This window comes from Actinoplanes sp. NPDC049265 (assembly GCF_043197135.1).
GTDB lineage: Bacteria > Actinomycetota > Actinomycetes > Mycobacteriales > Micromonosporaceae > Actinoplanes.
The window spans coordinates 422,822-447,830 of sequence record NZ_JBICSP010000003.1 but is presented as its reverse complement, the minus strand read 5'-3'; the positions used below and the strand labels follow the sequence as shown (position 1 = coordinate 447,830).

Annotated in this window: 21 protein-coding genes; 3 read left to right on the top strand and 18 right to left on the bottom strand. The window is 71.7% G+C overall.

Going from position 1 to position 25,009, the window contains the following annotated elements; genetic code table 11:
* Window positions 1–15: 15 nt before the first annotated feature.
* Window positions 16–1,638 carry a methyl-accepting chemotaxis protein gene (locus ACGFIO_RS11805; RefSeq protein WP_392825317.1) on the bottom strand — a complete coding sequence of 541 codons (1,623 nt, stop codon included), beginning with the start codon at window positions 1,636–1,638 and terminating at the stop codon, window positions 16–18.
* 208 nt (window positions 1,639–1,846) lie between these two features.
* Here ACGFIO_RS11805 and ACGFIO_RS11800 point away from each other — a divergent pair, with 208 nt between their 5' ends.
* The gene (locus ACGFIO_RS11800; RefSeq protein ID WP_392825316.1) at window positions 1,847–2,572 is read left to right on the top strand and encodes a hypothetical protein; all 726 of its coding nucleotides are present in this window, start codon (window positions 1,847–1,849) and stop codon (window positions 2,570–2,572) included.
* Between the two features lie 135 nt (window positions 2,573–2,707).
* Here ACGFIO_RS11800 and ACGFIO_RS11795 read toward each other — a convergent pair whose 3' ends face one another.
* On the bottom strand, window positions 2,708–3,373 hold the full coding sequence (locus ACGFIO_RS11795; RefSeq protein WP_392825313.1) for a TetR/AcrR family transcriptional regulator: 666 nt from the start codon (window positions 3,371–3,373) through the stop codon (window positions 2,708–2,710).
* 79 nt (window positions 3,374–3,452) lie between these two features.
* Here ACGFIO_RS11795 and ACGFIO_RS11790 point away from each other — a divergent pair, with 79 nt between their 5' ends.
* Window positions 3,453–4,370, top strand: a complete 918-nt coding sequence (locus tag ACGFIO_RS11790; protein ID WP_392825311.1) for an SDR family NAD(P)-dependent oxidoreductase — start codon at window positions 3,453–3,455, stop codon at window positions 4,368–4,370.
* Between the two features lie 111 nt (window positions 4,371–4,481).
* On the opposite strand, the gene ACGFIO_RS11785 is transcribed toward ACGFIO_RS11790, so the two are convergent.
* A complete protein-coding gene (locus ACGFIO_RS11785) occupies window positions 4,482–6,512 on the bottom strand; it encodes a M6 family metalloprotease domain-containing protein (RefSeq protein WP_392825309.1) in 2,031 nt (676 codons plus the stop codon).
* A 140-nt stretch (window positions 6,513–6,652) separates the two neighbouring features.
* Here ACGFIO_RS11785 and ACGFIO_RS11780 point away from each other — a divergent pair, with 140 nt between their 5' ends.
* Window positions 6,653–7,870 carry a PucR family transcriptional regulator gene (locus ACGFIO_RS11780; RefSeq protein ID WP_392825307.1) on the top strand — a complete coding sequence of 406 codons (1,218 nt, stop codon included), beginning with the start codon at window positions 6,653–6,655 and terminating at the stop codon, window positions 7,868–7,870.
* On the opposite strand, the gene ACGFIO_RS11775 is transcribed toward ACGFIO_RS11780, so the two are convergent.
* The 15 genes from ACGFIO_RS11775 to ACGFIO_RS11705 form a co-directional block, all read right to left on the bottom strand.
* Complete coding sequence (locus tag ACGFIO_RS11775; RefSeq protein ID WP_392825304.1) at window positions 7,853–8,623, bottom strand: sulfotransferase family protein; 771 nt, start codon at window positions 8,621–8,623, stop codon at window positions 7,853–7,855. The genes ACGFIO_RS11780 and ACGFIO_RS11775 overlap by 18 nt on opposite strands.
* Window positions 8,613–10,103: a flippase gene (locus tag ACGFIO_RS11770; protein ID WP_392825301.1), complete on the bottom strand. Its 1,491-nt coding sequence runs from the start codon at window positions 10,101–10,103 to the stop codon at window positions 8,613–8,615. Before ACGFIO_RS11770 ends, ACGFIO_RS11775 begins: the two co-directional genes overlap by 11 nt.
* An 85-nt stretch (window positions 10,104–10,188) precedes the next feature.
* Window positions 10,189–11,178 carry a Wzz/FepE/Etk N-terminal domain-containing protein gene (locus ACGFIO_RS11765; protein WP_392825298.1) on the bottom strand — a complete coding sequence of 330 codons (990 nt, stop codon included), beginning with the start codon at window positions 11,176–11,178 and terminating at the stop codon, window positions 10,189–10,191.
* Window positions 11,144–12,568: an O-antigen ligase family protein gene (locus ACGFIO_RS11760; RefSeq protein WP_392825296.1), complete on the bottom strand. Its 1,425-nt coding sequence runs from the start codon at window positions 12,566–12,568 to the stop codon at window positions 11,144–11,146. The genes ACGFIO_RS11765 and ACGFIO_RS11760 overlap by 35 nt, the downstream gene beginning before the upstream one ends.
* On the bottom strand, window positions 12,565–13,818 hold the full coding sequence (locus tag ACGFIO_RS11755; protein WP_392825293.1) for a glycosyltransferase family 4 protein: 1,254 nt from the start codon (window positions 13,816–13,818) through the stop codon (window positions 12,565–12,567). Before ACGFIO_RS11755 ends, ACGFIO_RS11760 begins: the two co-directional genes overlap by 4 nt.
* 13 nt (window positions 13,819–13,831) lie before the next feature.
* Window positions 13,832–14,899, bottom strand: a complete 1,068-nt coding sequence (locus ACGFIO_RS11750) for a polyprenyl synthetase family protein (RefSeq protein WP_392825291.1) — start codon at window positions 14,897–14,899, stop codon at window positions 13,832–13,834.
* Window positions 14,896–16,353, bottom strand: a complete 1,458-nt coding sequence (locus ACGFIO_RS11745; protein ID WP_392825288.1) for an alkaline phosphatase family protein — start codon at window positions 16,351–16,353, stop codon at window positions 14,896–14,898. The genes ACGFIO_RS11750 and ACGFIO_RS11745 overlap by 4 nt, the downstream gene beginning before the upstream one ends.
* Window positions 16,341–17,489 carry a metabolite traffic protein EboE gene (gene eboE, locus ACGFIO_RS11740; protein WP_392825286.1) on the bottom strand — a complete coding sequence of 383 codons (1,149 nt, stop codon included), beginning with the start codon at window positions 17,487–17,489 and terminating at the stop codon, window positions 16,341–16,343. The genes ACGFIO_RS11745 and eboE overlap by 13 nt, the downstream gene beginning before the upstream one ends.
* Entirely contained in the window at window positions 17,489–18,340 is an 852-nt protein-coding gene (locus ACGFIO_RS11735; RefSeq protein WP_392825284.1) for a TatD family hydrolase, read from the bottom strand. The genes eboE and ACGFIO_RS11735 overlap by 1 nt, the downstream gene beginning before the upstream one ends.
* Window positions 18,341–18,344: 4 nt before the next feature.
* Window positions 18,345–18,911 carry an EboA domain-containing protein gene (locus tag ACGFIO_RS11730; RefSeq protein WP_392825281.1) on the bottom strand — a complete coding sequence of 189 codons (567 nt, stop codon included), beginning with the start codon at window positions 18,909–18,911 and terminating at the stop codon, window positions 18,345–18,347.
* Window positions 18,908–19,729, bottom strand: coding sequence for a sugar phosphate isomerase/epimerase family protein (locus tag ACGFIO_RS11725; RefSeq protein WP_392825279.1), 822 nt, complete (start codon window positions 19,727–19,729; stop codon window positions 18,908–18,910). Before ACGFIO_RS11725 ends, ACGFIO_RS11730 begins: the two co-directional genes overlap by 4 nt.
* A gap of 620 nt (window positions 19,730–20,349) precedes the next feature.
* On the bottom strand, window positions 20,350–21,339 hold the full coding sequence (locus ACGFIO_RS11720) for an SCO3242 family prenyltransferase (RefSeq protein WP_392825277.1): 990 nt from the start codon (window positions 21,337–21,339) through the stop codon (window positions 20,350–20,352).
* Window positions 21,336–22,520, bottom strand: coding sequence for an inositol-3-phosphate synthase (locus ACGFIO_RS11715; RefSeq protein WP_392825275.1), 1,185 nt, complete (start codon window positions 22,518–22,520; stop codon window positions 21,336–21,338). Before ACGFIO_RS11715 ends, ACGFIO_RS11720 begins: the two co-directional genes overlap by 4 nt.
* A 62-nt stretch (window positions 22,521–22,582) precedes the next feature.
* The gene (locus tag ACGFIO_RS11710; RefSeq protein ID WP_392825272.1) at window positions 22,583–23,656 is read right to left on the bottom strand and encodes a sugar phosphate isomerase/epimerase family protein; all 1,074 of its coding nucleotides are present in this window, start codon (window positions 23,654–23,656) and stop codon (window positions 22,583–22,585) included.
* 257 nt (window positions 23,657–23,913) lie between these two features.
* Window positions 23,914–24,999: a sugar phosphate isomerase/epimerase family protein gene (locus ACGFIO_RS11705; protein WP_392825270.1), complete on the bottom strand. Its 1,086-nt coding sequence runs from the start codon at window positions 24,997–24,999 to the stop codon at window positions 23,914–23,916.
* Window positions 25,000–25,009 lie beyond the last annotated feature (10 nt).

Here is a 25,009-nt window from a genome sequence, read left to right as displayed (position 1 = left end):
GCCGCCGAGACGGGCTCAGATGCGGAAGGCCGACACCAGGCCACTCAGCTCGCCGGCCATCGCCGCCAGCCGCTGCGCCGCCTGATGCGTCTGCCGGGCGCCGTCGCTGGTCGATCCGGCCTCGGCGGCCACACCCGAGATCGTGCCGGCGATCTCCTGGGTCCCGCCGGCCACCTCCGCGACGCTGCCACCGATCGTGGCCGTGGTGGCCGCCTGCTCCTCGATCGACGTCGCGATCGTCCGCTGGATCTCCGACACCTGCCCGACCACGTTCACGATCTCGCCGATCGCCTCGGTGGCCTTCTGCGTGGTCTCCTGGATCGCCTTGATCTTCGCGGTGATGTCCTCGGTGGCCCGCGCGGTCTCCAGCGACAGCTCCTTGACCTCACCGGCGACCACCGCGAAGCCTTTACCGGCGTCGCCGGCCCGGGCCGCCTCGATCGTCGCGTTGAGCGCCAGCAGGTTGGTCTGCTCGGCGATCGACGTGATCGTCTTGACGATCGCCCCGATCTCGGCGCTCGCCTCGGCCAGCCGGCCGACCGCCTCGGAGGTGCCCCGGGCCGTGTCCACACCCTGGTCGGCGATCACGACCGCGGTCCCGGTGTTGCGGGCGATCTCACCGATCGACGCTTCCATCTCCTCGGCCGCCGCCGCGATGCCGGCCACGTTGGCCGACACCTTCCCGGCCGCGTCCGACACCGTCCGCGCCTGCGAGCTGGTGCCGTCGGCGCTGTCGCCCATCCGCACCGACAGCGTCGACAGGTCCCGTGACGCCGAGGTCAGCTCTTCGGTGCCGGCCGTGACCCGGGTCAGCGCGTCACGCACCTCCCGGACGGCGGCGTTGAACGCGCGCGACATCTCGGCCAGCTCGTCCCGGCCGTCCACGTCCAGGGTCGCGGTCAGGTCCCGGTCGGCCAGCCGGCGCAGGGCGTGCACCACCCGTCCGGCCGGGCCGGTCACGCTGCGGGTCAGCAGCAGGGCCAGCGCGATGGCAAGCAGCAGGGCCAGGCCGCAGCCGATCGTCATCAGCAGCTGACCGCGGGTGGCCGACGCCTTGGCCGCGGCCACCGCCGCGTTGCCGCGGCTGGTGGTCGAGTCGGCCAGCTCGGTGGCCAGCCGGCCGACCGCCTGCACGCCGTTGATGTAGCTGTTGTTGAGGATCTGCAGGGCCGCCTGCACGTCGGCCTGGGTGTTCTTGCCGAGCAGCCCGGCGATCTGGTTCTCGTTGGCGTCGACGCCCGAGAACTGTTGCTTGAGCTGGTCGAAGGTGGTGCGTTCGGCGGCGGTGAGGAACCGCGGGTCCATCGCCGCGAGGACGGCGGTGGCGGCCTTCTTGTCCTTGACGACGTCGTCGCGGTTGGTGCCGGCGGCGACCACGTCGGCCGGTTGTTTGGCCACCGACAGATTCGACATGTAGGCGATGACCCAGCTGTTCATGTCCGCGGTCAGGAACTTCATCTCCATGGCCTGCCGGCTCAGCACCTGCACCCCGGCGGCGGCGTCGGCGGCCCGCTGCTGCCGGCGCTGACCGGCCACCCCGATCACGGTCACGACCACGAGCAGCACGCAGACCAGCCCGAACGCGCCGAGCAGCCGCAGGCGTAGACGGGTCCCGCGCAACAGACCAGCAAGGAACACGGCACATCCCATCGAGCGACTTGCCGTCAGCGTAGGGCCGGGGACGCTTCGGCCGCTGACAAACGACGTACTCACCGCCACACCCGCTACGGCATCCTAGGAGGCCAGTTCGGTCGCTGTGCGTCGCCCGTCCGGAGGCGGCGAGTGCCGCACCGGCTGTGGCCGGCCCGGCACCGGATCGAGACCTGACGACGCGAGGATTCCGGCCATGGGGGCGATCCGGCGGGCGTGGCCGTATTCACTGATCGACGCCGGCGTCGTGCTCGCCGCGTTCCTGCTGCTGCCGGCGCAGAGCCTGCCCGACAAGGCCTACGAGGGCGACGCCAACCTGCTTTTCCCGTACGCGCTGGTCAGCCTGATCACCGCCGTCCTGGCCACCGCCGGCGCGCTGACCTGGCGGGCGATCCGCGGCCGGCGGCAGTTGCGCCACCTGGCCGTGCCGTTCCTGCTGGTCTTCGGCATCCCGATCGTGCTGTACGCGGCCGGCGGCGCCCGCAGCCGCTGGCTCACCGGCCTCCTCTGCGCCGCCCTGGCCGCCGCGCTGCACGTCGCGCTGGAGCTGCCGCGCGTCCACTACGCCCTCCCGGCCGGGGTGCTCGCGGTGGCCGCGTTCGCCGGCACGGCGGCGGGCTGCCAACCCCAGTGGCGCGGCGAAGACTTCACCGCGACCGGGTTGCCGCTGGTGGTGGCCGACATCCCCGGTCACCGCCTGACCGGCACCTACGCCGACAAGGGCGCGATCATCCTGGAGTACGACGCGGCCGGCTCACCCCTGACCGCGACCGTCTCCCGCCACTGCGAGTCCACCGTCTGCGTCGACCTGCACGGCGCCTACCTGGGCCTGACCCAGCCGATGCCGGGCGTGACGGTCCGCCCGGCGTCGGCCACCGAGCTGGGTTCCTACCCGGTGTCGTGGACGTCCCTGCCCGATTAGGCCGGGTTCGCAGTTCAGCCCAGTGCGAGGCGAGGCTGGACCCCGAAACACGGCCCGGCCGAGCGGGTCGCCGGGGCCGGGACGGCGTCGATCAGCCGCACCTCGCGCGAGCCGGCCCGGGTGGACGCGCTCTCGTCAGTCGCGGGGAAGCACGCCCAGCAGCGTCGCGGTCAGGGCCAGGTTGAGGTAGTCGGTCAGTTCCAGGTGGAACCGGGCCAGATCGGGTTCGGCCCGGTAGGCCTCGAGCAGGCTCGGCGGCGGTGTGCTGTACGCGGTCAGCGCCCCAGCCATGACCAGGCTCTGCAGGCTGAACAGGGCCGCGTTCTCCCCCAGCTCGGGCAGATGTTTCCGGAGCAGGGCGCTCATCGTGTCCAGCCGGCCGAGGGAGGCGCGCTTGTAGCGGGCGACGACCTCGACCGAGACGTTGTGTTCGAGCACGCTGCCCTGGGCGCCGAACAGGTCGCAGAGCACCGGCCGGCCGGCGAGGGAGCGGCCGAGGATCTCGGTCACCGAGGTCGCCCGCTCGGTCATGGGCCGGTCCTGGTCGACGCCGGCGGCGAGGTCGCCGGCCAGTTCAGTGAGCCACTCCCCCAGGAAGCGGTCGAGCAGTTCGAGCAGCACCGCCTCGCGGGACTCGAAGTAGCGCAGCACGTTGGGCTTGGCCAGGCCGACCCGGCGGCTGAGCTCGTTCAGGGTGACCGCGGCCACCGGCATCTCGTCGAGCATGGCCGACGCCATGTCGAGGATCGCCCGCCGGCGGATCTCGCGCTGCTCCTCGGTCCGGGCTCGCTGAAATGTCACGAGCGCCACTCTAGCTTAGGTACCAGCGGTACGATAACGTCGTCAACACAAGATACCTTCGGTACGTTAGGGGCCTGACATGAGCGAGAAGTGGACGACGGCTGACATCCCCAGCCAGCGTAGGCGGGTGGCCGTGGTGACCGGGGCCAACACCGGCCTCGGGTACGAGACCGCCCGGGCACTGGCCGGGCGCGGCGCGTCGGTGGTGCTCGCCGTGCGCGACGTCGAGAAGGGCGAGCGGGCCGCGGCCGGCATCACCGGCGACGTGATGGTGCAGGCGCTCGACCTGACCTCACTCGACTCGGTCCGGGCCGCGGCGGCGACGCTGCGGTCCCGGTTCGACCGGATCGACCTGCTGATCAACAACGCCGGCGTGATGTACACACCGAAACAGACCACCCGGGACGGCTTCGAGCTGCAGTTCGGCACCAACCACCTGGGCCACTTCGCGTTCACCGGACTGCTGCTGGATCTGATGCTGCCGGTGCCGGGCTCGCGCGTGGTCACGGTCAGCAGCAGCGGCCACCGCATCCGGGCCGCGATCCACTTCGACGACCTGCAATGGGAGCGCTCGTACAGCCGGATCGGCGCCTACGGTCAGGCCAAGCTGGCCAATCTGATGTTCACCTACGAGTTGCAGCGCCGGCTGGCCCGGCACGGCACCACCGCCGCGCTGGCCGCGCATCCCGGCCTGTCCGGCACCGAGCTGGCCCGCTACACCCCGGCGGCCCTGCGGCTCCCGATCACCTGGCTGGCACCGCTGCTCACCCAGACCCCGGCGATGGGCGCGCTGCCGACCCTGCGCGCCGCCACCGATCCGTCCGCGCTCGGCGGCCAGTACTACGGTCCCGGCGGACGCAACGAGGTCAAGGGCCACCCCCGGCTGGTCACCTCCAGCCCGGAGTCGTACGAGGTGGCCGTCCAGCAGCGCCTGTGGGCCGCCTCCGAAGACCTCACCGGAGTCCGCTTCCCCAACGGATCGCCGGTCAAAAGCTAGAACCAGCGGTACGCCCGGGCGGTATCCGCCGAGGCCTACCACTGCATGGAGAGGGCGGGGTGGGCAGTGGCCGGAACGGGGGAAACCGGCCACTGCCCCGGGATCAAAGACCTACTTGTCGACGCGGCACTGCCTGGTCTGCGTCTGGGCGGGATCGGACTCGGAGGTCGCGGTCAGCTTGACGAAGCCCGTCGCCACGGCCTCGGGGGTGGCGGCGACGGCCACCCGCACCGTCGTGGTGGCGCCGAACTTGGCCGTGGCCAGGGCGTTGGGCAGGGTCGCGGACCAGCCCCGGCCGGCCACGCCGGCGGAGAGCCGGTACACGTCGGAGGTCAGGTACTTCGCCGCGTCCTCCGGGTGCTGCTGGCCGCCGGCCGAGTAGACGCCGGTGTTGGTGAGCTCGAACGAACACGTGACGCCCCGGTTGGTGGGCTTGCCGCCGGACGAGACGACGCCCGGGCGCAGGGCCACCCCGTGGGTGCTGGGGCCGCCGGTGCCGTCCAGCGACTTCACCGCCACCGTGTACGACAGCACACCGGCGCTGTCCCGCTTCACGTCGAGGATGTAGAAGTGCAGGCGGTTGGCCGTGTCCTCGTACTCGAACTCCGAGCCCGACCGGGTGCCGGCGTGGAACAGCGCGTCCGACAGCTGCCGGTAGTCGCCCATCGTGATCTTCGCGGGTGTCCCGTTCGGCCGGATGAAGTCGACCATGTCGATGTCCTGCGGGTTGGCGTCGACGGTCCAGACGAACGGCGCCGAGTCCTGGTTCTTGGTCTTGCTGAGCATCACGCCGGCGTCGGGCGTGAACGAGTCCGCGCCCATCCGGTCGATCACCTCGACCGTATAGTTCTGGAAGCCCCGCCCGTCGCACAGCGGGTCGGTGTTGACGTTGCAGGCGGGCGCCCGGTCGCCGTTCATCGCCACGTTCACACCCATCAGACCGTTGGCGCCGGGTACGACCTCACGGGCCGTCACCTTGGCCACCACCAGACCCGAGGACGCCAGCGCCTCCCGGGACAGCCGCAACACGTGGTCCTCGCCGACCAGCCCGATCTTCAGCTTGTCCCGCAAGGTGTGGGCCGAGCCCATCGAGCCGCCCTTGACCGCGGGGATCTGCCAGCGGGTGTGCGGCCCGCCGGGCCCGTTGAAGGAGCCGCGGGACATCATCGACCAGGGGCCGGTGTACGCGCGTCGCAACGGCACGCCGTACGGGTTGTTGTAGTTGTCCCCGATGGTCAGTAGGTGGCTGAGCTCGTGGGCGTACGTACCCATCCCGGAGCTCTCGGCCTGGGTCGACGATCCCCCGCCGGCGTTGGGCCAGATCGTGGCGGCCGCCGCCCACGACGTCCACTCGACGTAGCGGGTGCGCGCGTAGTTGGGCTGCGGCTCGACCGGCGGCCCGAACGCGTCGGTGACGTCCTCCTTGGTCTGGAACTTCATCTCGCCGAACTCCTGCCAGGTGGACGACTCGTCCTGCCCGGCCGAGAGGATGAACACCAGCTCGTACGAGTCGGCCACGGCATCGCCCACGTCAGCGCGCCACGCGGCCAGGGCGTCGGTGCGGATGTTGCGGTTGCACGTGTCGCCGGTCGGGCACATCCCGGGGTTCATGTCGTTGGTGATGCCGTACTGGTAGGACTTGGCCGGCATCTTGTACGCGCCGAACGCGGTCAGGTCGACGCCGTAACGCCCGCCCGAGTCCTCCATCCAGTACTCGTGCAGCGTGTGCCCGCCGTTCAGGGTGTTCGGCGTGTTCAGCAGGTCGCGGTAGTAGCCGGGCACCGCGGCGCGGGACAGCCCGGACACGGCCGGCTGCGGGTTGCCGAAGATCGTCGACCCGGGCCGCTGGGTCACCACGAACGGCTGGTCCGGATAGTCCAGTGTGACCAGTGCGATGTCGAAGTTGCGGACCGAGCCCTCGCGGGCCGGGTTGTTCCAGTCCGTCGCGGGCGGACGCTTGTAGTCGTCCCAGGTCATCGCGTCGGGGTTTTCCCAGTTCTGGGGGTCGATCACCGCGAACGGGCCGGTCGCCGGGTCGGCCGGGGCGGCCTGGACGGGCGTCGCGGTGAACGTGGCAACCAGTGCGGTCGTGAGCACGACGGCCAGGCCTCCGCGTCGCATCCCTGCGTACGTGAGCTGCATCACCGGAACGTAATGGCTCGATCGACGGATGTGATACCTGCAGATGTCGGCAGGTGCATCCGCATCATTCGACACCTGACGAAGATCACGCCTTGATCCGTGACACCGGTATCGACAATCATCGGCATCCAGGGGGAAGCATGCTCGGTGATTTACAGCGCATCGTCGATGCCGTCGCGCAGCGGGTCGGCCGGGCCGCGCTGATCGAGGACAGCCACCAGCTGGTGATCGCGTACTCGTCGCACTCGGAGCCGATGGACGACGTCCGGCGGGAGAGCATCCTGAGCCGGCACACCAGCCCCGAGGTGATCACCTGGTTCCGGGCGCACGGCGTGCACCGGATCCGGTCGCCGCTGCGTACCCCGGCCGCGCCGGAACTGGGCCTGCTCCCCCGGGTCTGCCTGCCCATCGTCCACCGTGATCTGCTGCTCGGCTTCCTCTGGTTCATCGACGCCGACGGCAGCATGTCCGATCAGGACATCCGCGCGGCCGGCGAGGCGGCGGGCGAGGCGTCCCGAGTGCTGCACCGGGCCGGCCTGCTCGGCGACCTGGCGTCGCAACGGGAGGCCGAGGCGGCCCGGGCCCTTCTGTCCGACGTGGCCGAGACCCGCGAGCGGGCGGCCAAGGAACTGCTCGAGGACGGCCTGGTCGCCGACGACGGACCGGTGGTGGCGCTGGCCGTGCAGCCGGCCGGGGACGAGGCGTTCGACGAGCCGGCCCGGGCCGCGGTCGAGCACGCCCTGGTGCTGACCCGCCGCTGGTACCGGGACCGGGCCGCGGTGCACCTGATCCGCCGCGACCACGGGCTGCTGCTGCTCAGCGGCCGGGCGGCGCCGCACCGCTCGGCCGAGAAGGTGGCCCGGCACCTCGGCGACACCCTGGACGCGGTACGCCGCCGCCTGCCCGGCGTGACGCCGACGGTGATCGGCCTGGGCGAGGTCTACCCGCGGCTGGCTGACGCGGTGAGCTCGTACCACGAGGCGGTGCGCTCGGCCCGGGTCGCGGCCCGGCTGCCCGAGCTGGGCGAGGTGGCGTCGTGGTCGTCGCTCGGCGTCTACCGCGCGGTGAGCCTGCTCGACGAGCAGCGGCTGGACGCGCGGGCGGTGCACCCGGGCCTGCTGCGGCTGCTGCACACCGACGGCGGTCAGGTGCTCGTGGAGACCCTGGAGACCTATCTGGACCTGGCCGGCAACGCGCACGCCACGGCCGAGCGGCTCCAGCTGCACCGGACCACGCTGTATTACCGCCTCCAGCGGGTCGAGCAGCTGGCCGGCACCAACCTCAAGGACGGCACCGAACGCCTCTGCCTGCACCTGGCCCTGAAGATGGCCCGCCTGACCTCAGTGCTCCGCCAGTAGCCGATCGACCTCGCGCCGGTCGTCGGCGAACTCGGCGTCGAGGCGCTCGCGCAGCCGTTCGTCGAGCGGCGGCGCCCCGGCCGCGCGTCTGGTGTGCCGTTCGGCCGGCACCGGTCGCGGTTCCAGGCCGAGGAAGGCCAGCACCTCGGCGTAACGCGCGGTCAGTTCCTCGGTACGCAGCACCAGCACCCGATCGCGCCCGGCCGCGTCGAACCACCGGGTCAGCTGGCCGGCGTACTTCCCGCGGGCCACGTAGCTGTACCGGCGGCGGGCGTCGTGACCGCCGGCGGCGAGGCGGGCCGGTTCCGCGTCCAGCGCCTCGGCGAACGGGAGGCTCTCCACCCCGTACGCCACCGAATGAAGGTAGTGCGAGTAGGCGCGCTCGGCCGGGTCACGGATCAACGCGACGAACCTCGACCCGGGCAGCATCGCGGCGGCGCGGGCGGCCGCGCCCGGGTCGAACAGATAGTAGGGCGAGGCCTCGAAACTGCGGATCCCCGGCGGCCGGACCGGGAAGTGCGCGCGGTACCAACGCTCGCCCCGCCCGTGGTGCAGGCTGAAGAACTGCAGCTCCTTGCCGGTGGCCGGGCGCACCGACGGATGCGCCGCCAGGTAGCGGTAGAGCGACGTGGTGCCGCACCGCTGCCCGCCGACGATCAGGAACTCGGGCAGCCGGCCCAAGGGCAGAGGCAGGACCGCTTTGCCGTACGCGCGGGAAGAACGCACCGCCCGCCGCAGACCGTCAACTCGCACGAGCGCCCTTCCGCAACGTCCGCAGCACCATCCGGTCCTCAGTCCCGAGGCCGAGCGCCAGCACCGTCCCCGCGTACACCGCGGCGATCGCCACCAGCCCCGCGACCAGCGCGACCGGACCGCCCGGCAGCACCGCCCCGAGCAGCAGCCCCACCGCCAGCGCGGCCGCCCCGGCCAGCAGCCCCTTGGCCATGCCCCGGGACACCGGCAGGGCCGCGATCAGCCGCCGCACCTGGACCACCCGGGCCAGGTTGACCACGGTCAGCGAGGCCGCCCAGGCGACCGCCGCGCCGACGATGCCGTAGACCGGGATGAGCACCAGGTTGAGCAGCACGTTGAGGACCAGCGCGGCCACATTGTCGGCCATGTTCAGCGCGACGTTGCCGGACATGTTCAGCACCGTCCCGCACGGCCCGGTGGCCGCGTTGACCAGCTGCCCGGCGGCCAGGATGACGGTCACCGCCGCCCCGGCCGTGTACGCGTCCCCGAACAGCCGCAGCAGCTCGCCCGGGAACGCCAGCAGCGCCGCGAAGGCGGGCAGCGACAGCCGGATCACCCAGCCGGTCACCGCCCGGTAGCTGGCCCGCACCTGATCCAGCTCGCCGCGGTGGTAGAGGTCGGCCAGGTAAGGCGCGAAGGCGGCGTTGAGCGGGGCGAGCACGAACACGGCCACGGTGACCAGCCGGGTCGACACGTTGTAGACGCCGATGTCGGGGCGGCCGAAGAAGCCCAGCAGCAGGGTGTCGAGCCAGATCAGGCCGGTCGAGGCGAGCGACGAGACCCAGCTGACGGTGGAGAACGAGAACAGCCGCCGCGGCGCGTACGTGTGGCCCGTGCCCGGCAGCGCGTTCAGCCGCCGCCGCAGGGCCAGCAGGGCCAGGATCGCCGCCGACCAGCCCGACACCGCCAGCGCGATGAACGCCCCGCCCACCCCGAACCCGGCCAGCAGCAGCGCGGCGGTGACGACGAGCCGGCCGGCGGGTTCGTAGATCTGCCCGATCAGCGTGAACGCCCGCTGGCTGCGCCAGCCCCGGGTGGCGGCCAGGGCTGCCTCCATCACCGTGGACGCGGGCAGCGTGAGGGCCATCAGCCGCAGGCCGCCGGTCAGGCCCGGGTCGTGCAGGCGCTCGGCCAGCCACGGGGCGGCCAGGGCGAGGACCACGCCGAGCACTGCCGCCGAGCCGGCCGAGACCGCCAGCGCGAGGCGGACGGTGCCCCGGACCGCGGCCGGGTCGTCGTCGGCCAGGTGCACGGCGACGAACCGGGTCACGCCGGCCCGGAAGCCGGACAGGGCGAGCAGGCCGAGCAGGGTGAGGACCGCGTACCCCTGGGCGTAGCGGCCGACCTCGTCCTCGCCGAGGACGCGGGCCAGCAGCAGCAGAACCCCGAAGACGGCGGCCTGGCCGAGGATCGCCCCGGCCAGGTTGAGCATCCCGCCCCGGGCGATCCCTCTGATCGGCCGGTCCGCCCCGACCGTCATGGCTGTGCCCTCCTCGGCATGCCCTTCCGGCCCTCGCCCGCGGGGCCGTAGGCACGCTGCGGGGCCGGCCGCTCGGTGCGGGCGGTCATACCGCAGCGGTCTCCCGGTCGCGCCGCGAACCGTTGACCGGACCGTCAAAAGGGGACGACGGGCGCCGCACGATCTCCAGCAGCACCACGAGCAGCACCGCGATCAGCAGACCGGCGCCGGCCACCGGGGGCACGGTCTTGAGCAGGGTGTCGGCCTTGGAGTCGGCGGCGACCGCGCCGGTGCTCGACACCGACTTCGGGTCGGCCGCGCCCATCTGCGCCCGGGCCGCCTGCAGGCCCTTCTGCGCGTCGGACAGCGCGTTGGTCGACGCGTCCCGCTGGGCGATCAGCGCCTGGTAGCCGGGCAGCTTCGGACCCAGCTCGTCGAGCCGCTTCTGGTCGTCGGCGATCGCGTCCTTGGCCGCGTCGGCCGCCTTGGAGTTGCCCGCCGCGGACATCTCCAGCTGCTGCCGGCGCAGGTCGGCCTGCTCGGCCAGGGTGGCCGAGTAGAGCTTGTCGGGCTGGGCGACCTTGTTGGTCTTCTCCCAGTCGCCGATCTTCTTGGTCGCCGCGGTCACGTCGGCGTCGGCCGCCGCCACCTGCTGGGTGGCCACGTCCACCTGGGACGCGAACAGGAAGGTCAGCGCCCGCCCGGTCAGCGCGGTGGCCACCGGCGCCACCTTGTCCTTGTCCGGGCCGGTGAAGGTCAGGGTGAGCTGACTGCTCGCGCCGACCTGCTTGACCTCGACGCCGTCGCGCAGGTCGTCGGCGTTCACCCCGGTGTCGGCGGCGACCTGGTCGATCACCTTGGGCGAGGTGGCCGCGGCGGAGAAGGCGGCGACGAACTGGTTGGCCGCCTGCTGGCCGGCGAACTGCTGCGCGGCGACCCCGCCGATCAGCGCCGGCGCGGCCACGTAGGTCGTCACCGCGTACTTCTGCGGGCTGAGCAGCACCACCAGCGTCGCGACGAGCGCGGCGAGGACCGGGACACCGATCAGGATGGGCAGCCGCTTACGCGCCGTGCCGAGATAGTCCACTGTCTCCATGCTCCTCGACTGAGTCCCTGCCGGCCGCCGGGGGCGTAGGAGCCCCGGCCACCGCTGCGAAAGCCACCAAGTACCACAGCGTCGCCACGCTCGACAGCACGTTCGACACGGCGCTGATCGCCACGAAGGCGACCGCGCAGCCGAGGTTGCCGGCCGCGATGCCGCGCGCGAGCGTACCCGGCGGGGCCCGGCGCAGTGCCCGCAGCCCGGTCAGAAGCAGCAGGAGCACCATGGCCAGATAGGCCAGCAGCCCGACGACGCCGGTCTCGACGTACGCCCGGAGGAAGTCGTTGTGCGGCTTCTTGGCCTCGTCGGTCTGGAACTGGGTCATGTTCGGGCCGATCCCGGTGACCGGGTTCCGGTTGGCCAGCGACACGATCTCCGACCAGTAGTCGAGGCGCCACTCCAGGGTGTTCCCGGTCGGCGCGCCACCGACCTGCCGGTCGTCGGCCAGCTGGGCGAAGCGATCCCCCACGGCGGGCAGCAGCGCCACACCGAGCACGGCGGCCAGGCCCAGGGCCACCAGCATCTTGGCGCTGCGCTGGACCACCGCCACGACGACCAGCCCGATGCCCAGGCCGAGGATCGCGCTGCGGGTGTTGGTGAGGAACACCAGCACGAACGACAGCCCGAGCAGCACGCCGAGAGCCACCCGCAGCCGGCCGCGCACGTACCCGACGACCGCGAACCCGAAGATCAGCAGGAACATCAGGTACCGGCCGAGCGTGGTGGACTGCGCGAACGGCCCGCTGATGCGGGTGAAGCTGCCCTTGACCTCGGCCGGCGGGTTCCCGGTGAGAGACAGGATCACGGTGTACGCGACCACGATCGCCAGCGACGCGTAGACGGCGAGCAGCACCCGCCGCGCGTACCGGTGATCGGGCACCAGTTGTTCGAGCACCACGAACATGACCACCACGGTCAGAATTCGCAGCGCCTCGAGCAGACTGTTCGGCACCTTGTCGGCGCCCAGGGCACTGACCAGCCCGGTCGCGCCGACGACCAGCCACGCGACGGTCAGCGGCGAGGTGCGCAGCCGTCCTCGCTCGCGGGCCCGGGCGGCCAGCCACAACCCGGCGGCGATCAGGAACAGCACGGCCAGGATGGTCGACGGGTCGAGCGTGCGGCTGACCCCCTCGGCGTCCACCCCGGCCTTGCCGGCCGTCGGCCCGCTCAGCTTGAACAGGTCGACCATCGGCCGCACGGCCAGCATGAGCAGCACGTACGCGCCGAAACGGGTGACCGCCAGCGCGGCCACGACCAGGCCCAGCGCGGCCGCGACCGGGATCGCCGCCAGGCCCATCGAGCCCTGCCCCAGCGCCCAGGTGGTGAACGCGGCGGCGCCGGCCGAGGCCACCGCCGCACCGATCGTCAGCAGCCGGTTGGTCACGACCTCTTCACCACGGACAGGTAGACCCGCTCGATCTCCCGGGCGGCGGTGTCCCAGCTGTACTGCGAGCGGAGCCGGCCGCCGTGCAGGGTGGCGCCGAGCCGTTCGGTGCGGGGCTCGGCCAGCATCCGGCTCAGGGCGGCGACCAGGTCGTCCTCGTCGCCGTCGCGGAACAGGCGCCGGCCGGCGTCGTCGGAGCCGAGCAGCTCGACGTGCGGCGGGATGTCGCTCGCGATCACCGGGAGACCGTACGCGCACGCCTCCAGCAGGGTCAGCGGCAGCCCCTCCAACCGGGACGGCTGCACGAACCCGGCCGCGTTGGTGTACAGCTCGGCCAGCAGGTCGCCGTAGGCGAAGCCGGTGAACACGATCCGCGGGTCGTCGCCGGCCGCCTCGCGCAGCACGCGCACGTACTCGTCGGAGAACGACGAGCCGCCCACGATGGCCAGCTTCAGGTCGGCGCCGTCGAGTGCGGCGGGGAGCCGGCGGAAGGCGCGGATGAGCAGGTCGGCGGCCTTCTCGGGGACGAGCCGGCCGACCAGCAGCAGGTAGCCGCCCTCGGTCAGCCCGAACCGGCTGGTGATCTGCTGGGCCGGCACCCGGCGCTGCTCGGCCACCCCGTTGGGCACGTAGCGGGTGTCGGTGCCGAACCGGTCCTGGTAGTGGCCGGCCAGGGTGCGGGACACGGCGATGCGTACGTCGGGCACCCGGCCGCTGCACCAGTGCGCGGCGCCGAGCACCGCCCGGGCCAGCCGGCCCCACTTGGCCCGCTGGTTGTCCAGCCCGTGGATGGTCTGCACCACCCGCACCCGGGACAGGTAGCGTGGCAGCGGCGCGACCAGGCCCGGCCCGATCCCGTGGTAGTGCACGACGTCCGGCTTGTCGGTGAGCGCGGCCAGCGTGGCGGTGGCGGCGTGCGCGATGGCGTCCAGGTGCTTGGTGGCGACCGTGCGGGTGTGCCGCAGCCGCACGCCGCGGTACTGGTCCATGGGCATCGCGTCGTAGCTGTTGCGGCAGTACACGGTCACCTCGTGACCGAGCGCGACGAGCCGGGCGCTGAGCTCCTCGACGTGCCGTTCGATGCCGCCGTAGGTGGCGGGCATGCCCTTCTGCCCGATCATGGCGATGCGCAGCGGCCGCCAGCCGGTGGGCCGGTCGTCGACGTTCTCCGGCGACCGCCGGGGCCGGACGATCCCGGACAGGCGCAGCCGGGCATCGGTGTCCTCGGCATCGACTTCGTTCAGCGTCACGCGGTCCCCAGGTCTATCGAGTACGGTCCACGACGCTGCCGGCGAGGGTGGCCAGAGCGGCACGGGCCTCGTCGGTGATCGGAGCGTCGGTCAGTGCCGCGACCGCCGACTCGGCCCGCACCTTGATCATGTCCTCCACGCGGTCGAGCGCACCGGTGGCGGCGATGATCGTACGCAGTTCTTCTGCACCTGCGGGGTCCAGATCCGATTTGCCGAAGAGATTTTTAAATTTATCGCTCTGACCTGCGTCACTGCGCTCCCGGGTCAGTGCGATGAGGACTGTCGGTTTGCCCTCTCTGAGATCATCAAGGACCGGTTTGCCGGTCACCGAGGGGTCGCCGAAGACGCCGAGCACATCGTCACGCAACTGAAACGCGTCGCCGAGCGGGTCGCCGAAACACAGCAACGCGGCCAGGGTCTCGGGCTCGGCCCCGGCCAGCGCCGCGCCGATCTGCAACGGCCGGGTCACGGTGTAGCGGGCCGACTTCATCCGGATCACGGTCAGGCCGCCGGCCACCGAGCCGTCGCCGACGCTCGACACCAGGTCCAGGTACTGGCCGGCGATCACCTCGGTGCGCATGAGCGTGAACAGACGGTGACCGCGCTGGATCCACTCCGGGGGCAGGCCCGAGCCGGTGAACATCTGGTCGGCCCAGGCGGCGCAGAGGTCACCGCCGAGCAGGGCGGCGCTGTGGCCGTAGCGGGCCGCGTCGCCCCGCCAGCGGTGCCGGTTGTGCAGGTCGGTGAAGTGCCGGTGCATGGACGGGCGGCCGCGGCGCTGGTCGCTGCCGTCCATGATGTCGTCGTGGATCAGGGCGAACGCGTGGAACAACTCCAGCGCGGCCGACGCGGCGATGATCTCCGAGCCGTCCGGTCCGCCCGCCCCGCGCCAGCCCCAATAGCAGAACGCCGGGCGCAGCCGCTTGCCGCCGGCCAGCACGAACCGGCGGCAGGCGTCGAGCACGCCGTGCGGGGCGCCGTCGGGCCACTGTGGACTCTGCCCGTCCAGGAACCTGGTCAGCGCCTGGTCGAACCGGCTCGCCAGGTCCTCAGCCACGCCCGGTGGCACCCCTACGGTCATGATCGCGCCCCGGAGGGGTTCCGGCCCTCCGTGCCGTCCGAAGGACCAGGCATCGGTCGCGACACAGCTCCCACCATTTCGAGGAGCAGGGTCTTGACCTCGGTCGCGGCGACCGTCTCGCGGGCGTACCCGGGATCCGAACAAATCAGGACCGGCGCGTCGCGAGGGTCGTCGGGGAGCCGGCCGTGCGAACCGCGCACCGCGCGGGCGCCGGCGTCCAGCCCGACCACGTTCATCAGGTAGCGCATGCCGATCTTCTTCCGCAGCAGCGCCAGACCGGCCCGGCCCTTGGCCGCACCCGGACTGGCCGGGTCGAAGAACAGCTCGGCCGGGTCGTAGCCGGGCTTGCGATGGATCTCGACCAGCTTGGCGAAGTCCGGGGCCTTGGCGTCGTCGAGCCAGTAGTAGTAGGTGAACCAGGCGTCCGGCTCGGCCACCAGCACCAGGTCACCGGCCCGCTCGTGGTCGAGCCCGTGCGCGGCCTTCCCGGCCTCGTCCAGCACCTCGGCCACGCCCGGCAGCTCGGCGCAGCGCTTGGCCACCGCCGGCCGGTCGGCCGGATCCTTCACGTACACGTGCGCGACCTGATGGTCGGCCACCGCGAAGGCCCGGCTGGTCCACGGGTCGAGGTATTCCATCCCGGCCTGGGTGTAGACCTCGAGCAGGCCCTCCGAGCGCAACATCCGGTTGATGTCGACCGGCCGGTTCACGTCGACGATGCCGTACTCGGACAGCACCACCACCGTGGCGTCGGCGCCGAGCAGCGGGGCCAGCTCCTCGTCGAGCTCCCGGGCGGCCGCCGCGGCCTGCGGTGACGACGGCCCGAAACGCTGCAGGTCGTAGTCGAGGTGCGGGACGTAGACCAGCGTGATGTCGGGCTTCTGCCGGGCCAGCAGCCGCTGGGCCGCCTTGATGATCCAGGCCGAGCTGGTCAGGTTGGCGCCCGCACCCCAGTAGTTGAACAGCGGGAACGTGCCCAGCGCCGAGGTCAGGTCGTCGTGCAGCTCCGGCGGGTACGTGTAGCAGTCCGGATCCTTGCGCCCGTCGGCGTGGTAGACCGGCCGCGGCGTGACCGTCCAGTCGACGTCCATGCCCATCGCGTACCACCAGCACACGTTGGCCACCGTCAGACCGGGCCGGGCCTTCCGCGCCGCCTCCCACAGCTTCTCGCCGCCGACCAGCCCGTTGTGCTGCCGCCAGAGGAAGACCTCGCCCAGCTCCCGGAAGTACCAGCCGTTGCCGACGATGCCGTGCTCGCGTGGCAGCTCGCCGGTCAGGAAGGTCGACTGGGCCGAACAGGTCACCGCCGGCAGCACGGTCCCCAGGGGTGCCTGGAAGCCCCGATCGGCCACCGCGCGCAACCGGGGCATGTGCTCCAGCAGCCGCGGGGTCAGCCCGACCACGTCCAGCACGAGCAGTGGTTTCACGGCTTGGCTCGTCCTCAACCCTGCCATGTGGCCTTCTCCCGGTTCAGATTCAACTCTTCGAGCAGCCCGCGGGCGTGGTCGAGCTCGGCGGCGATGCCAGCCACCAGCTCGGCCGGATCGCGCGGCCGCGACCCCTCGGGCAGCACGTTCCAGGTGTACGTCTCCACGTCCAGGTGGTCGCAGAGCGCGACCGGCCCCCCGACCAGGTGCCGCAGGGCGTCGCGCAGCACACCGGTGGTGGCCCGCAGCGGCGGCTCGGGCTGGGCGTGGATCGGCACGTGGTAGTGGATCCGCCACGGCTGCCCCCGGTCCCCGGCCAGCGCGTCGTCCAGGTCGTCGGTGCTCAGCCCGCGGCGGCCCCGGGTCTGGTGCAGGAAGCGCGGCTCGACGTAGCGGGCCAGAACCTCCGCGTCCCGCTCCGGGTCGTCGCTGGCCAGGGCCGCGGACACCTGGGTCTTGACGATGGGTACGCCCGCGGCGCGCAACCGTTCGAGGGCGGCCGCCGGATCCTCCCAGGCGCAGGCCAGGTGGGCCAGATCGAGGCAGACACCGAGGCGTTCGGTGTCGGCGTCGCGCAGCATCGCCGCCGCCTGGGCGGTGTTCTCGACCACGCAGCCCGGCTCCGGCTCGAACGCCACCCGGATCGTCCGGTCCTGCCGGGCCAGCTCGTTGGCCAGCACGTCGAGCGAGCGGCGGCAGGAGTCCTGACGCTCGGAGTCCCACGGGGTACGCCAGGCCAAGGGCAGGGTCGAGACCGAGCCGCGGGCCGCGTCGTCCGGCATCAGGTGTTCCAGGATCCGGGCCAGGTTCAAGGTGTACGTGAGCCGGGCCGGGGTGGTCCAGTCGGGCTCGTACACCGCGCCCTTGACCACCGGTTGCTGGAACGCCGCGTACGGGAAGCCGTTGAGGGTGACCACCTCGAGGCCTCTCTCCGTTATCGCCCGCGTCAGTCTCGTCAGAGCGCTCCGGTCCGCGACCAGCGCCGACGCCGCCGGCGCGGCGATCCACAGACCAAGACCGAGGACGTCGGTGCCGAGCTTCTCCCGGATCGGCAGCGCGTATGTGTCCAGCTGCTCGATGATGCCGTCGAGGTCCTCGGCCGCGTGCACGTTGGTGCAGTAGGACAGGTGCACGGTCTGCCCGTCACGGTGCTGAAGGCGCATCAGCTACCGCCCCGCAGGATCGAGCTGCCCTCGAAGGTCTTCTGCGGGGGCGCGATGTCGGAGAGGTCGAGCTTGCCGGACTGGCTGTAGAACTCGACCGGGTTCTGCCAGAGCACCTTGTCGACGTCGTCGGCGGTGAACCCGGCCGCCAGCATCGCCTCGGCCGTCGCCACGGTCAGCAGCGGGTCCGACTTGCCCCAATCGGCGGCCGAGTTGACCAGGATCCGCTCGGTGCCGCGCTCCTTCAGGATGTCGACCATGCGCGGCGGGGACATCTTCGTCTCCGGGTAGATGCTGAAACCCATCCAGCAACCGGAGTCCCCGACGATGCCGACCGTGACCTCGTTGAGGTGGTCGACCAGGACGTGGCCCGGTTCGATGCCGGACTCCTTGACGACGTCGAGCGTCCGCCGCGTACCCGCCGCCTTGTCCCGGTGCGGCGTGTGCACCAGCGCCGGGAGCTCGAACTCGACGGCCATCGCCAGCTGGGCCGCGAACACCTCGTCCTCGACCGGCGACATCGAGTCGTACCCGATCTCACCGACCGCGACGACGCCGTCCTTGTCCAGGTAGCGGGGCATCAGATCGAGCACCGGGCGGCAGCGCGGATCGTTGGCCTCCTTCGGGTTCAGCGCGATCGTGGCGTGGTGGCGGATGCCGTACTGCGCCGCCCGGAACGGCTCCCACCCGATCAGCGAGTCGAAGTAGTCGGCGAACGACCCCGGGTTGGTCCGCGGCTGCCCCAGCCAGAACGCCGGCTCGACCACGGCCTTGACACCGTGCGCGGCCATCGCCGCGTAGTCGTCGGTGGTCCGCGAGGTCATGTGGATGTGCGGGTCGAAGATGCGCACGGTGTCACGCCTCCAGTTTCTCGAGCAGGGCGGTCGCGTCGGCCGGCATCTCGCGTCCCGCCGCCGCCCGCTCGTCGGCCAGCGAACGGAGCATCTGGGCCAGCTCGGCGTCGGCCCGCCGGTCCAGGTCGGCCACGGCGTCCAGGGGTACGCCCATGAAGACGAGCTTGATGACGCCCTGACGCCAGGTCGCGGCGTCCAGATGCTCGGCGTACCCGCCCAGCGCGGCCGCCACCAGCCGGGTGTCGTTGGTGCGCAGCGCGTCCAGCAGCAGCGGCACCCCCGCGTCCCCCATGTTCAACAGGGGGAGCGCTTTCAGGACGGCCAGCTTCTCGGCCGCGTCGCCGTGCTCGTAGATCTCAATGATCGTGGCCGGGTCCTGATCCCTCAGCAGCACGGCCCTTCCCACCTGCCCGGCGGTCCAGCCTCCGGCGATCGGCTCTCGCCCCAGCTTGCGGTCGGCGCGGGCGAAGAGACCCGGCAACGCGTCCGGTTCGGCTTTCGCCCTGCTCTCCGCTTCGGCCAGCCATTCACTCGCGGGTAGTGCGTCCCGCAGTTCGTCCAGCTTCACCCCGCCGCCCTCCTCAGGAACTCGATGGACCGCCGGGCGACGTCCGGCGCCGCGTGCGAGTGCCGCGGCAGCTCGACCGCGACCAGTCCTCCGTAGCCCGCCTCCCGCAGCGCCCGCAGCACCGGCGGGAAGTCGATCTCCCCCTGGCCGAACTCGAGATGCTCGTGCACCCCACGGCGCATGTCGTCGATCTGCACATTGACCAGATGGCCGGCGACGTCGGCGACACAGTCCGCCACCGGCATGTCCTCCACGGCCCGGCAGTGCCCGATGTCGAGCGTGATGCCCAGCGCCTCCGGCTCCCCCAGCTCGGCCCGCAGCCGCCGCCAGTCCCCGATGTCGTTGACCAGCATCCCCGGCTCGGGCTCGAACCCGACCGGTATCGTCGCCGCCGCCAGCACCTCGGCCACCCCGTCGGCCAGCCGCTTCCAGGCGGTGTCCGGGTCGACGTCGTCCGGCCGCACGCCCGCCCAGAACGACAGCGCCTCAGCCCCCAGATCGGCCCCGATGGCGGCCGCCCGCCGCAAGAACTCGATCCGCAACGCCCGGTCCTCGTGCAGCAGGGTCGGCGCGTGCTTCCGCCACGGATCGAGCAGATACCGGGCCCCCGTCTCGATGACCACCCCGAGCCCCAGATCCCGCAGCCGATCCCCCGCCCGAGAAACCTCCCGGGCGACATTCACCCCGAACGGATCCACATGATCGTGATCCAACGTCAGCGCGACGCCGTCGTAACCCAACTCGGCCACAACCGCGAACGCCTCATCCAGCCGATGATTGGCGAACCCGTTCGTCCCGTACCCGAACCGCAGCCCCACCCCTGACCGCCCAGCCGCACCAGACCCGCCGGCCGTCACACCCACCGCCGGCCGGGCCACACCCTCTCGCGCCGAAGCTTCCGTCAGCCGCGCTGTGGTCTCGGCCGTCCGCGCCCCAGGTCCTCCCGGCCCCACTGAGGCTTCCCCTGGCTGTGTCGGGGCTTCCCCGGGCCGCGTCAGGGCATCCTCCGGCCGCGCCGTAGCTTCCCCTGGCTGTGTCAGAGCCTGCCCAGGCGGCGTCACGGCTTCCTCCGGCGGCGCCGTAGCTTCCCCTGGCCGCGCAGCAGCTCCGACACACCGCGTTCGCCCGCGCACATGTCCCGCGAACCCGGCCGGCCCTCCGCTACCCAGCCCGCTGGCCCGAGCAGTCTCCAAGCCCCCGCTCTCAGCCCCAGCCGGCGCGCCACCAGAATCCTCTCCGGCACCAAGCCCTTCCCCGCCGTCAACCCGCCCCCCGACAGCGGTCTCCTCACCCAGCGCATCCTCTTCATCCAGCGGCAGCTCACCCCCAGGCGCCGCGATAGTCGGCCCATCCGGCGTCCCCGCACCGGGCGAACGCCCGATCGGCCCGCCCATGATCGGCTCCCCGCCCCCCACCGGCTCACCACTGATCGGCGTACTCATGTCGGCGAGACCTTCCGAGCCAGCGCCCCCGCCAGCGGAGCCGCCGCCGCCACCGCCAGCCCCGCGAACGGCGCCCCCGACCGAGCCGCCAACGCCCCCTGCAGCGAGGGCAACGACGTGATGCCCGCACCCACCGCCGCCCGGACCCGAGGCGCCGCCGGGTCACCGATGACAGCCGCCTGGGCGCGCCCGTACTTCACCGCGTAGCCCACCGCCAGCGCCGCCGTGGCGGCCGCCCGCCACCCGCGGCCAGAGAACCGGCGCCCTCCTCGGTGGAGGGTGGGTTGCGCTGATCGACGACCCGCCCCCTCCCCCGCCCCGTCACTGGGTGGGCCGGAATCTAGCGCACCGGCACGACGGCTCGACGCGGCTGTCCACAGGCGTCCGGTGGTGGCCACCACCCCCGTCAGCGCCGCCGTCGTCGCCAGCGTGGCCGCCGCCAGCCTCGGCTCCGCCCCAGACACCTCGCGCCGTGACAACGCTGTCACCGTGTACGTGTGCAACGCCACAGCCAGCGCCGACGGCACCGCCCTTCCGGGTCGCGCCGCGCCGCTGGCCCCGAGCATCACGTCGAGCCCCCGGCACAGCGCCATCCCGGCCGGCCCGGCCGCGGTGTTCTTCAGCTTCAGGTCGTAGACCCAGACGGCCGCGGCCAATGGCCCGGCCACCGCGAGCGCTTTCCGTCCACCGGCGAGGCCGGCGATGGCCAGTCCGGCTCCGGTCAGCCCGGCAGCGATGCCGAGGGCCGCGGGCGCCGGGACCCGTCCGGAGGGGATGGGCCGTTCCGGCCGTTCGACGGCGTCCAGGTCCCGGTCGGCCCAGTCGTTTGCCGCCATCCCGGCCCAGTACAGGCAGACCGAGGCGCCGGCCAGCCCGGCCGTGGCCGGTGACAGCGCTCCGGCGGCTCCGGCTCCGGCCACCACGTCGCCGGGAACAGACAGGGCGGCGGGCGCCCGCACCAGCGAGATCAGATCACGCAACCTCATGCGGAGGCCTCGTCGTCGAACGGCCCGGCCAGGGAGACGGAAGGAGCAGGCGAGGCGGACGGAGCGGAGGAGCCGGCGGGGACAGGCGGGGTGAAGGACGCGACCAGCCCGGCCAGCTGAGCCCACTGCTCGGCCAGCGCCGACGGCCCGTCCCCGATCGGGTCCTTGAAGAAGAACCCCAGCTCCGGCAGCGGCCCGCTGCGTCCGCCGCGCTGGGCGGCCGCCGTCAGCCGGGCCAGGTCGAGCACCAGCGGCGCGGCCAGGGCCGAGTCGCACCCGTGCCAGGTGAACTCGACGCGCATCCCGGTGCCGAGGAAGCCCTGGAAGGTGACCAGGTCCCAGGCAGTCTTGAAGTCTCCGATCTCCTCGACGTAGTCGATGCGGCTGGTGCCGGACGGCTCGTAGCCCAGCGCGTCCCCGAGTACGCGCTGCTTGCTGGCGACCTTGGCCGCGTTGGCGGCGGGGTCGGCCAGGTTGGCGCCGTCGCCGCCGCCCAGCAGATTGAGGCCGGACCAGCTGCGGACGCGCAGATTGCGCATGGCGAACATGGGCGCCAGCACCGATTTGACCAGCGTCTCGCCGGTCTTGCCGTCGTTGCCGGCGTACACGACGCCCTTGGATCGGGCGAACGCGTCGAGGAACGGCAGCCGCGCCCCGGTCGACGGGGTGAAGTCGATGAACGGGCAGCCCGCGGAGAAGGCGGCGTAGGCGGCCAGGGAACTGCCGGGCAGGGAGCCGAGCGTCGCGGAGACGTTTTCGAACAGGGGTTCGGTGGTGGAGACGTTCACGACGACGACGAGGTCGAGGCTGTGGCGGGTACGGAAGCCGGCGATGTCGGCCGCGATCAGCTGTGCGGTGTGTTCCTGGGTGTCGGCCGTGGGCAGGGGCCGGACGTTCTCATCGTGCTCGGTGAGCTCGTCGGTGAGCGCGGCGACGAGGCGGCCGGGGAGCACGCCGGCGGCGGCGAGCGCCTCGGCCTTCTTGACCACCGGCGTGCTGACGATGTCGTGGCCGCCGAACACCAGGTCGCCCCAGCCCGGAAGGGCCGGGCTGCTCAGTGGCGGCAGCTCGGTGACGCATCCCGTCGTGTCGGTCAGGCGTGCTTTCAGGGCGAACGCGCCGACGGTGGCGGTGACCGCCACCGATCCGCGCGCGCCGATCAGCCAGATTCCGGTACGCATCAGCGGACCTCCCGGGGGGCCAGGCCCGGGTCCCCGGGAGGCCGGGGGCCCGGGGTGTTGAGCTATCTGGTGTAGATGCTGAGCGCCGACATGTTGTCGTAGCTCTGCTGGGCGACGCGCAGGCTCTTGCCGGGGTCGGCGGAGCCGCCGAGCTGTGCGTCGTCCATCTCGTAGTTGGCGTGGTGGTAGTCGGGCAGTCCGATGGTCTGGAAGAACTGCTGGAAGTTGATGTCGCCTTCGCCGAGTGGGGTCTCGGCGTAGCCGGTGGCGGTGTGGTCGCCGTCCTTGGCGTGGAAGAGCGGGAAGCGCCGGGTGCGGTTGGCGACGGTGAGGATCGGGTCGAAGATGTCGGTGCGGAAGTTGCCGTTGGCGTTGGTGTACTGCTTGAAGCGGTGTTGTGCCAGGTAGGCCCAGAGGAGGTCCATCTCGAAGTAGACGAGCTCGGGGTCGGTCTTGGCGATGAAGTACTCGAGTTTGCGGATGCCGGTCGAGTGGGTGGGGCGCCCGTTGCTGTCGAACGGTCCGGCGTCGAGCAGGAAGTCGTACGCGGTGTCGTGGTTGTGGGTGTAGAGCTTGAGCCCGCGGGCCTGGGCCCGGGCGCCCATCGCGTTCCAGTCGTCGACGGCGCGGTCCCAGTCGGCCTGGTACTGGCTGCCGGACGGGTCGCCGCCGGTGCCGATGTGCGGCATGCCCAGGGTCTGGGCGATGTCCATCTCGGCATCGAGGGTCGAGGGGTTGATGTTGGTGTGGGTGCCGTTGGCGACCAGCCCGTTGTCGTCCAGGATCTTGCGGATCTCGGCCGGGGTGATCTGCCGGCCGAGGATCGACGTGTGCTGCGTGTACCCGGCGAACTCGACCTCTTTGTAGCCGACCGTGGCGAGGTGGGCGAGGACGCGTTCGAAGCCGTAGGGCACGCCGCTGTTGTCGGGGGCGGCCTGGATGCGGTCGCGGACGCTGTAGAGGATGATGCCGCGGCGCTTGGGCGGGATCAGCGGCTCGGCCCGGAGTTTTCCCTCACCGAGCGCGGCGCTACCGGTGTTGATCACCGGGAGGCCGGCGGCGGCGAGAGCGGCGGCCGCTGCTCCGGCGGTGGCGAGGAGCTTGCGACGGCCGAGGCCGGGCTTACGTTCATCCATGTCTGCGTACCTTCCGAGGGTGGCTCCGAAAAGGACAGAAACAAACGGGCTGTGTCGACCTTGTTACATAACGGGACGCTAGCTGGGCGTCAGACGAAAAGAAAGATGGTTGATCGACAAAGTTCTTCATTTGTAGATGTAACTTCTTGATTCAAAGACAAAAGCTTTGAGGGGTACGGGCACAGGGGACGCGCCGATCCGATGCCACGGGAACGGGCGCCGCCGGAGGGCCGGAAACGACCCCCGGGCCAGGCCCGTCAGCGCCGGTAGACGGTCAGCGCCGACATGTTGTCGTAGCTGAGGCCGGCGTAGGCCAGCGACTGCCCCGGGTTGGCAGCCCCGCCCGGCGCGGTGTCCATCTCCCAGTTCGCGTGGTGGAACCCGGGCGAGCCGATGGTCTCGAAGAACTGCTGGAAGTTGATGTCGCCCTCGCCCAGCGGGGTCATCGTGTACCCGTTGCCGTCGCTGAGGTTGCGGTCGCCGTCCTTGGCGTGGAACAGCGGGAACCGCCGGGTGCGGTTGGCCACGGTCAGGATCGGGTCGAAGATGTCGGTCCGCGTCCGGCCGGCCGAGTCGACGTACGTCTTGTACTTGTACTGCGCGACGTAGGCCCAGAAGACGTCCAGCTCGAAGAAGACGTTCGCGGGGTCGGTCCGGGCCATGAAGTACTCGAGCTTGCGGATGCCGGACGAGCGGGTCGGGCGTCCGTTCGCGTCGAGCGGGCCGGCGTCGAGCAGGAAGGCGTACGCCCCGTCGTGATTGTGGGTGTAGAGCCGCAGCCCGCGCGCCTGGGCCTGGGCGCCGAGGTCGTTCCAGAGCGTCGCGGCGGCGTCCCAGTCGGCCTGGTAGGCGCTGCCGGTCGGGTCGGAGCCGGTGCCGATGTTCTGCATGCCCAGCGTCTCGGCGATGTCCAGCTGCTGCTGGAAGGTGGCCGCGTTGATGGTGGTGTGGGTGCCGTTGGCGACCAGCCCGTTGTCGTCGAGGATCTTGCGGATCTCGGCCGGGGTGATCTGCCGGCCCAGGATCGACTCGTGCTGGGTGTACCCGGCGAACTCGACCTCTTGGTAGCCGAGCTCGGCGATCCGGGCCAGGACCCGCTCGAAGCCGTAGGGGACGCCCGAGCCGTCCGGGGCGGCCGTGATCCGGTCCCGCACGCTGTACAGGATGATGCCCCGGTTCCGGGCCGGGATCAGCGGCTCGGCGTGCAGCTTGGCCTCGCCGATGGCCGGCTTGGCGGTCTGCAGCACGGGCAGTCCGGCCGCGCCCAGGGCGGCCGCGGCGCCGGCCGCGGTGGCGAGCACCTTACGGCGGCTGACCTGCGACTTCAGGGGAACCTGGCCCATTTTTGCCCAC

Bases quoted from the DNA above. Each gene is read 5' to 3' on its own strand.
- ACGFIO_RS11705 (WP_392825270.1), bottom strand. From the start codon at position 24,999: ATGGGCCAGGTTCCCCTGAAGTCGCAGGTCAGCCGCCGTAAGGTGCTC.
- ACGFIO_RS11715 (WP_392825275.1), bottom strand. From the start codon at position 22,520: ATGCGTACCGGAATCTGGCTGATCGGCGCGCGCGGATCGGTGGCGGTC.
- ACGFIO_RS11750 (WP_392825291.1), bottom strand. From the start codon at position 14,899: ATGACCGTAGGGGTGCCACCGGGCGTGGCTGAGGACCTGGCGAGCCGG.
- ACGFIO_RS11720 (WP_392825277.1), bottom strand. From the start codon at position 21,339: ATGAGGTTGCGTGATCTGATCTCGCTGGTGCGGGCGCCCGCCGCCCTG.
- ACGFIO_RS11765 (WP_392825298.1), bottom strand. From the start codon at position 11,178: ATGGAGACAGTGGACTATCTCGGCACGGCGCGTAAGCGGCTGCCCATC.
- ACGFIO_RS11785 (WP_392825309.1), bottom strand. From the start codon at position 6,512: ATGCAGCTCACGTACGCAGGGATGCGACGCGGAGGCCTGGCCGTCGTG.
- eboE (WP_392825286.1), bottom strand. From the start codon at position 17,489: ATGCGCCTTCAGCACCGTGACGGGCAGACCGTGCACCTGTCCTACTGC.
- ACGFIO_RS11745 (WP_392825288.1), bottom strand. From the start codon at position 16,353: ATGGCAGGGTTGAGGACGAGCCAAGCCGTGAAACCACTGCTCGTGCTG.
- ACGFIO_RS11780 (WP_392825307.1), top strand. From the start codon at position 6,653: ATGCTCGGTGATTTACAGCGCATCGTCGATGCCGTCGCGCAGCGGGTC.
- ACGFIO_RS11710 (WP_392825272.1), bottom strand. From the start codon at position 23,656: ATGGATGAACGTAAGCCCGGCCTCGGCCGTCGCAAGCTCCTCGCCACC.
- ACGFIO_RS11800 (WP_392825316.1), top strand. From the start codon at position 1,847: ATGGGGGCGATCCGGCGGGCGTGGCCGTATTCACTGATCGACGCCGGC.
- ACGFIO_RS11790 (WP_392825311.1), top strand. From the start codon at position 3,453: ATGAGCGAGAAGTGGACGACGGCTGACATCCCCAGCCAGCGTAGGCGG.
- ACGFIO_RS11770 (WP_392825301.1), bottom strand. From the start codon at position 10,103: ATGACGGTCGGGGCGGACCGGCCGATCAGAGGGATCGCCCGGGGCGGG.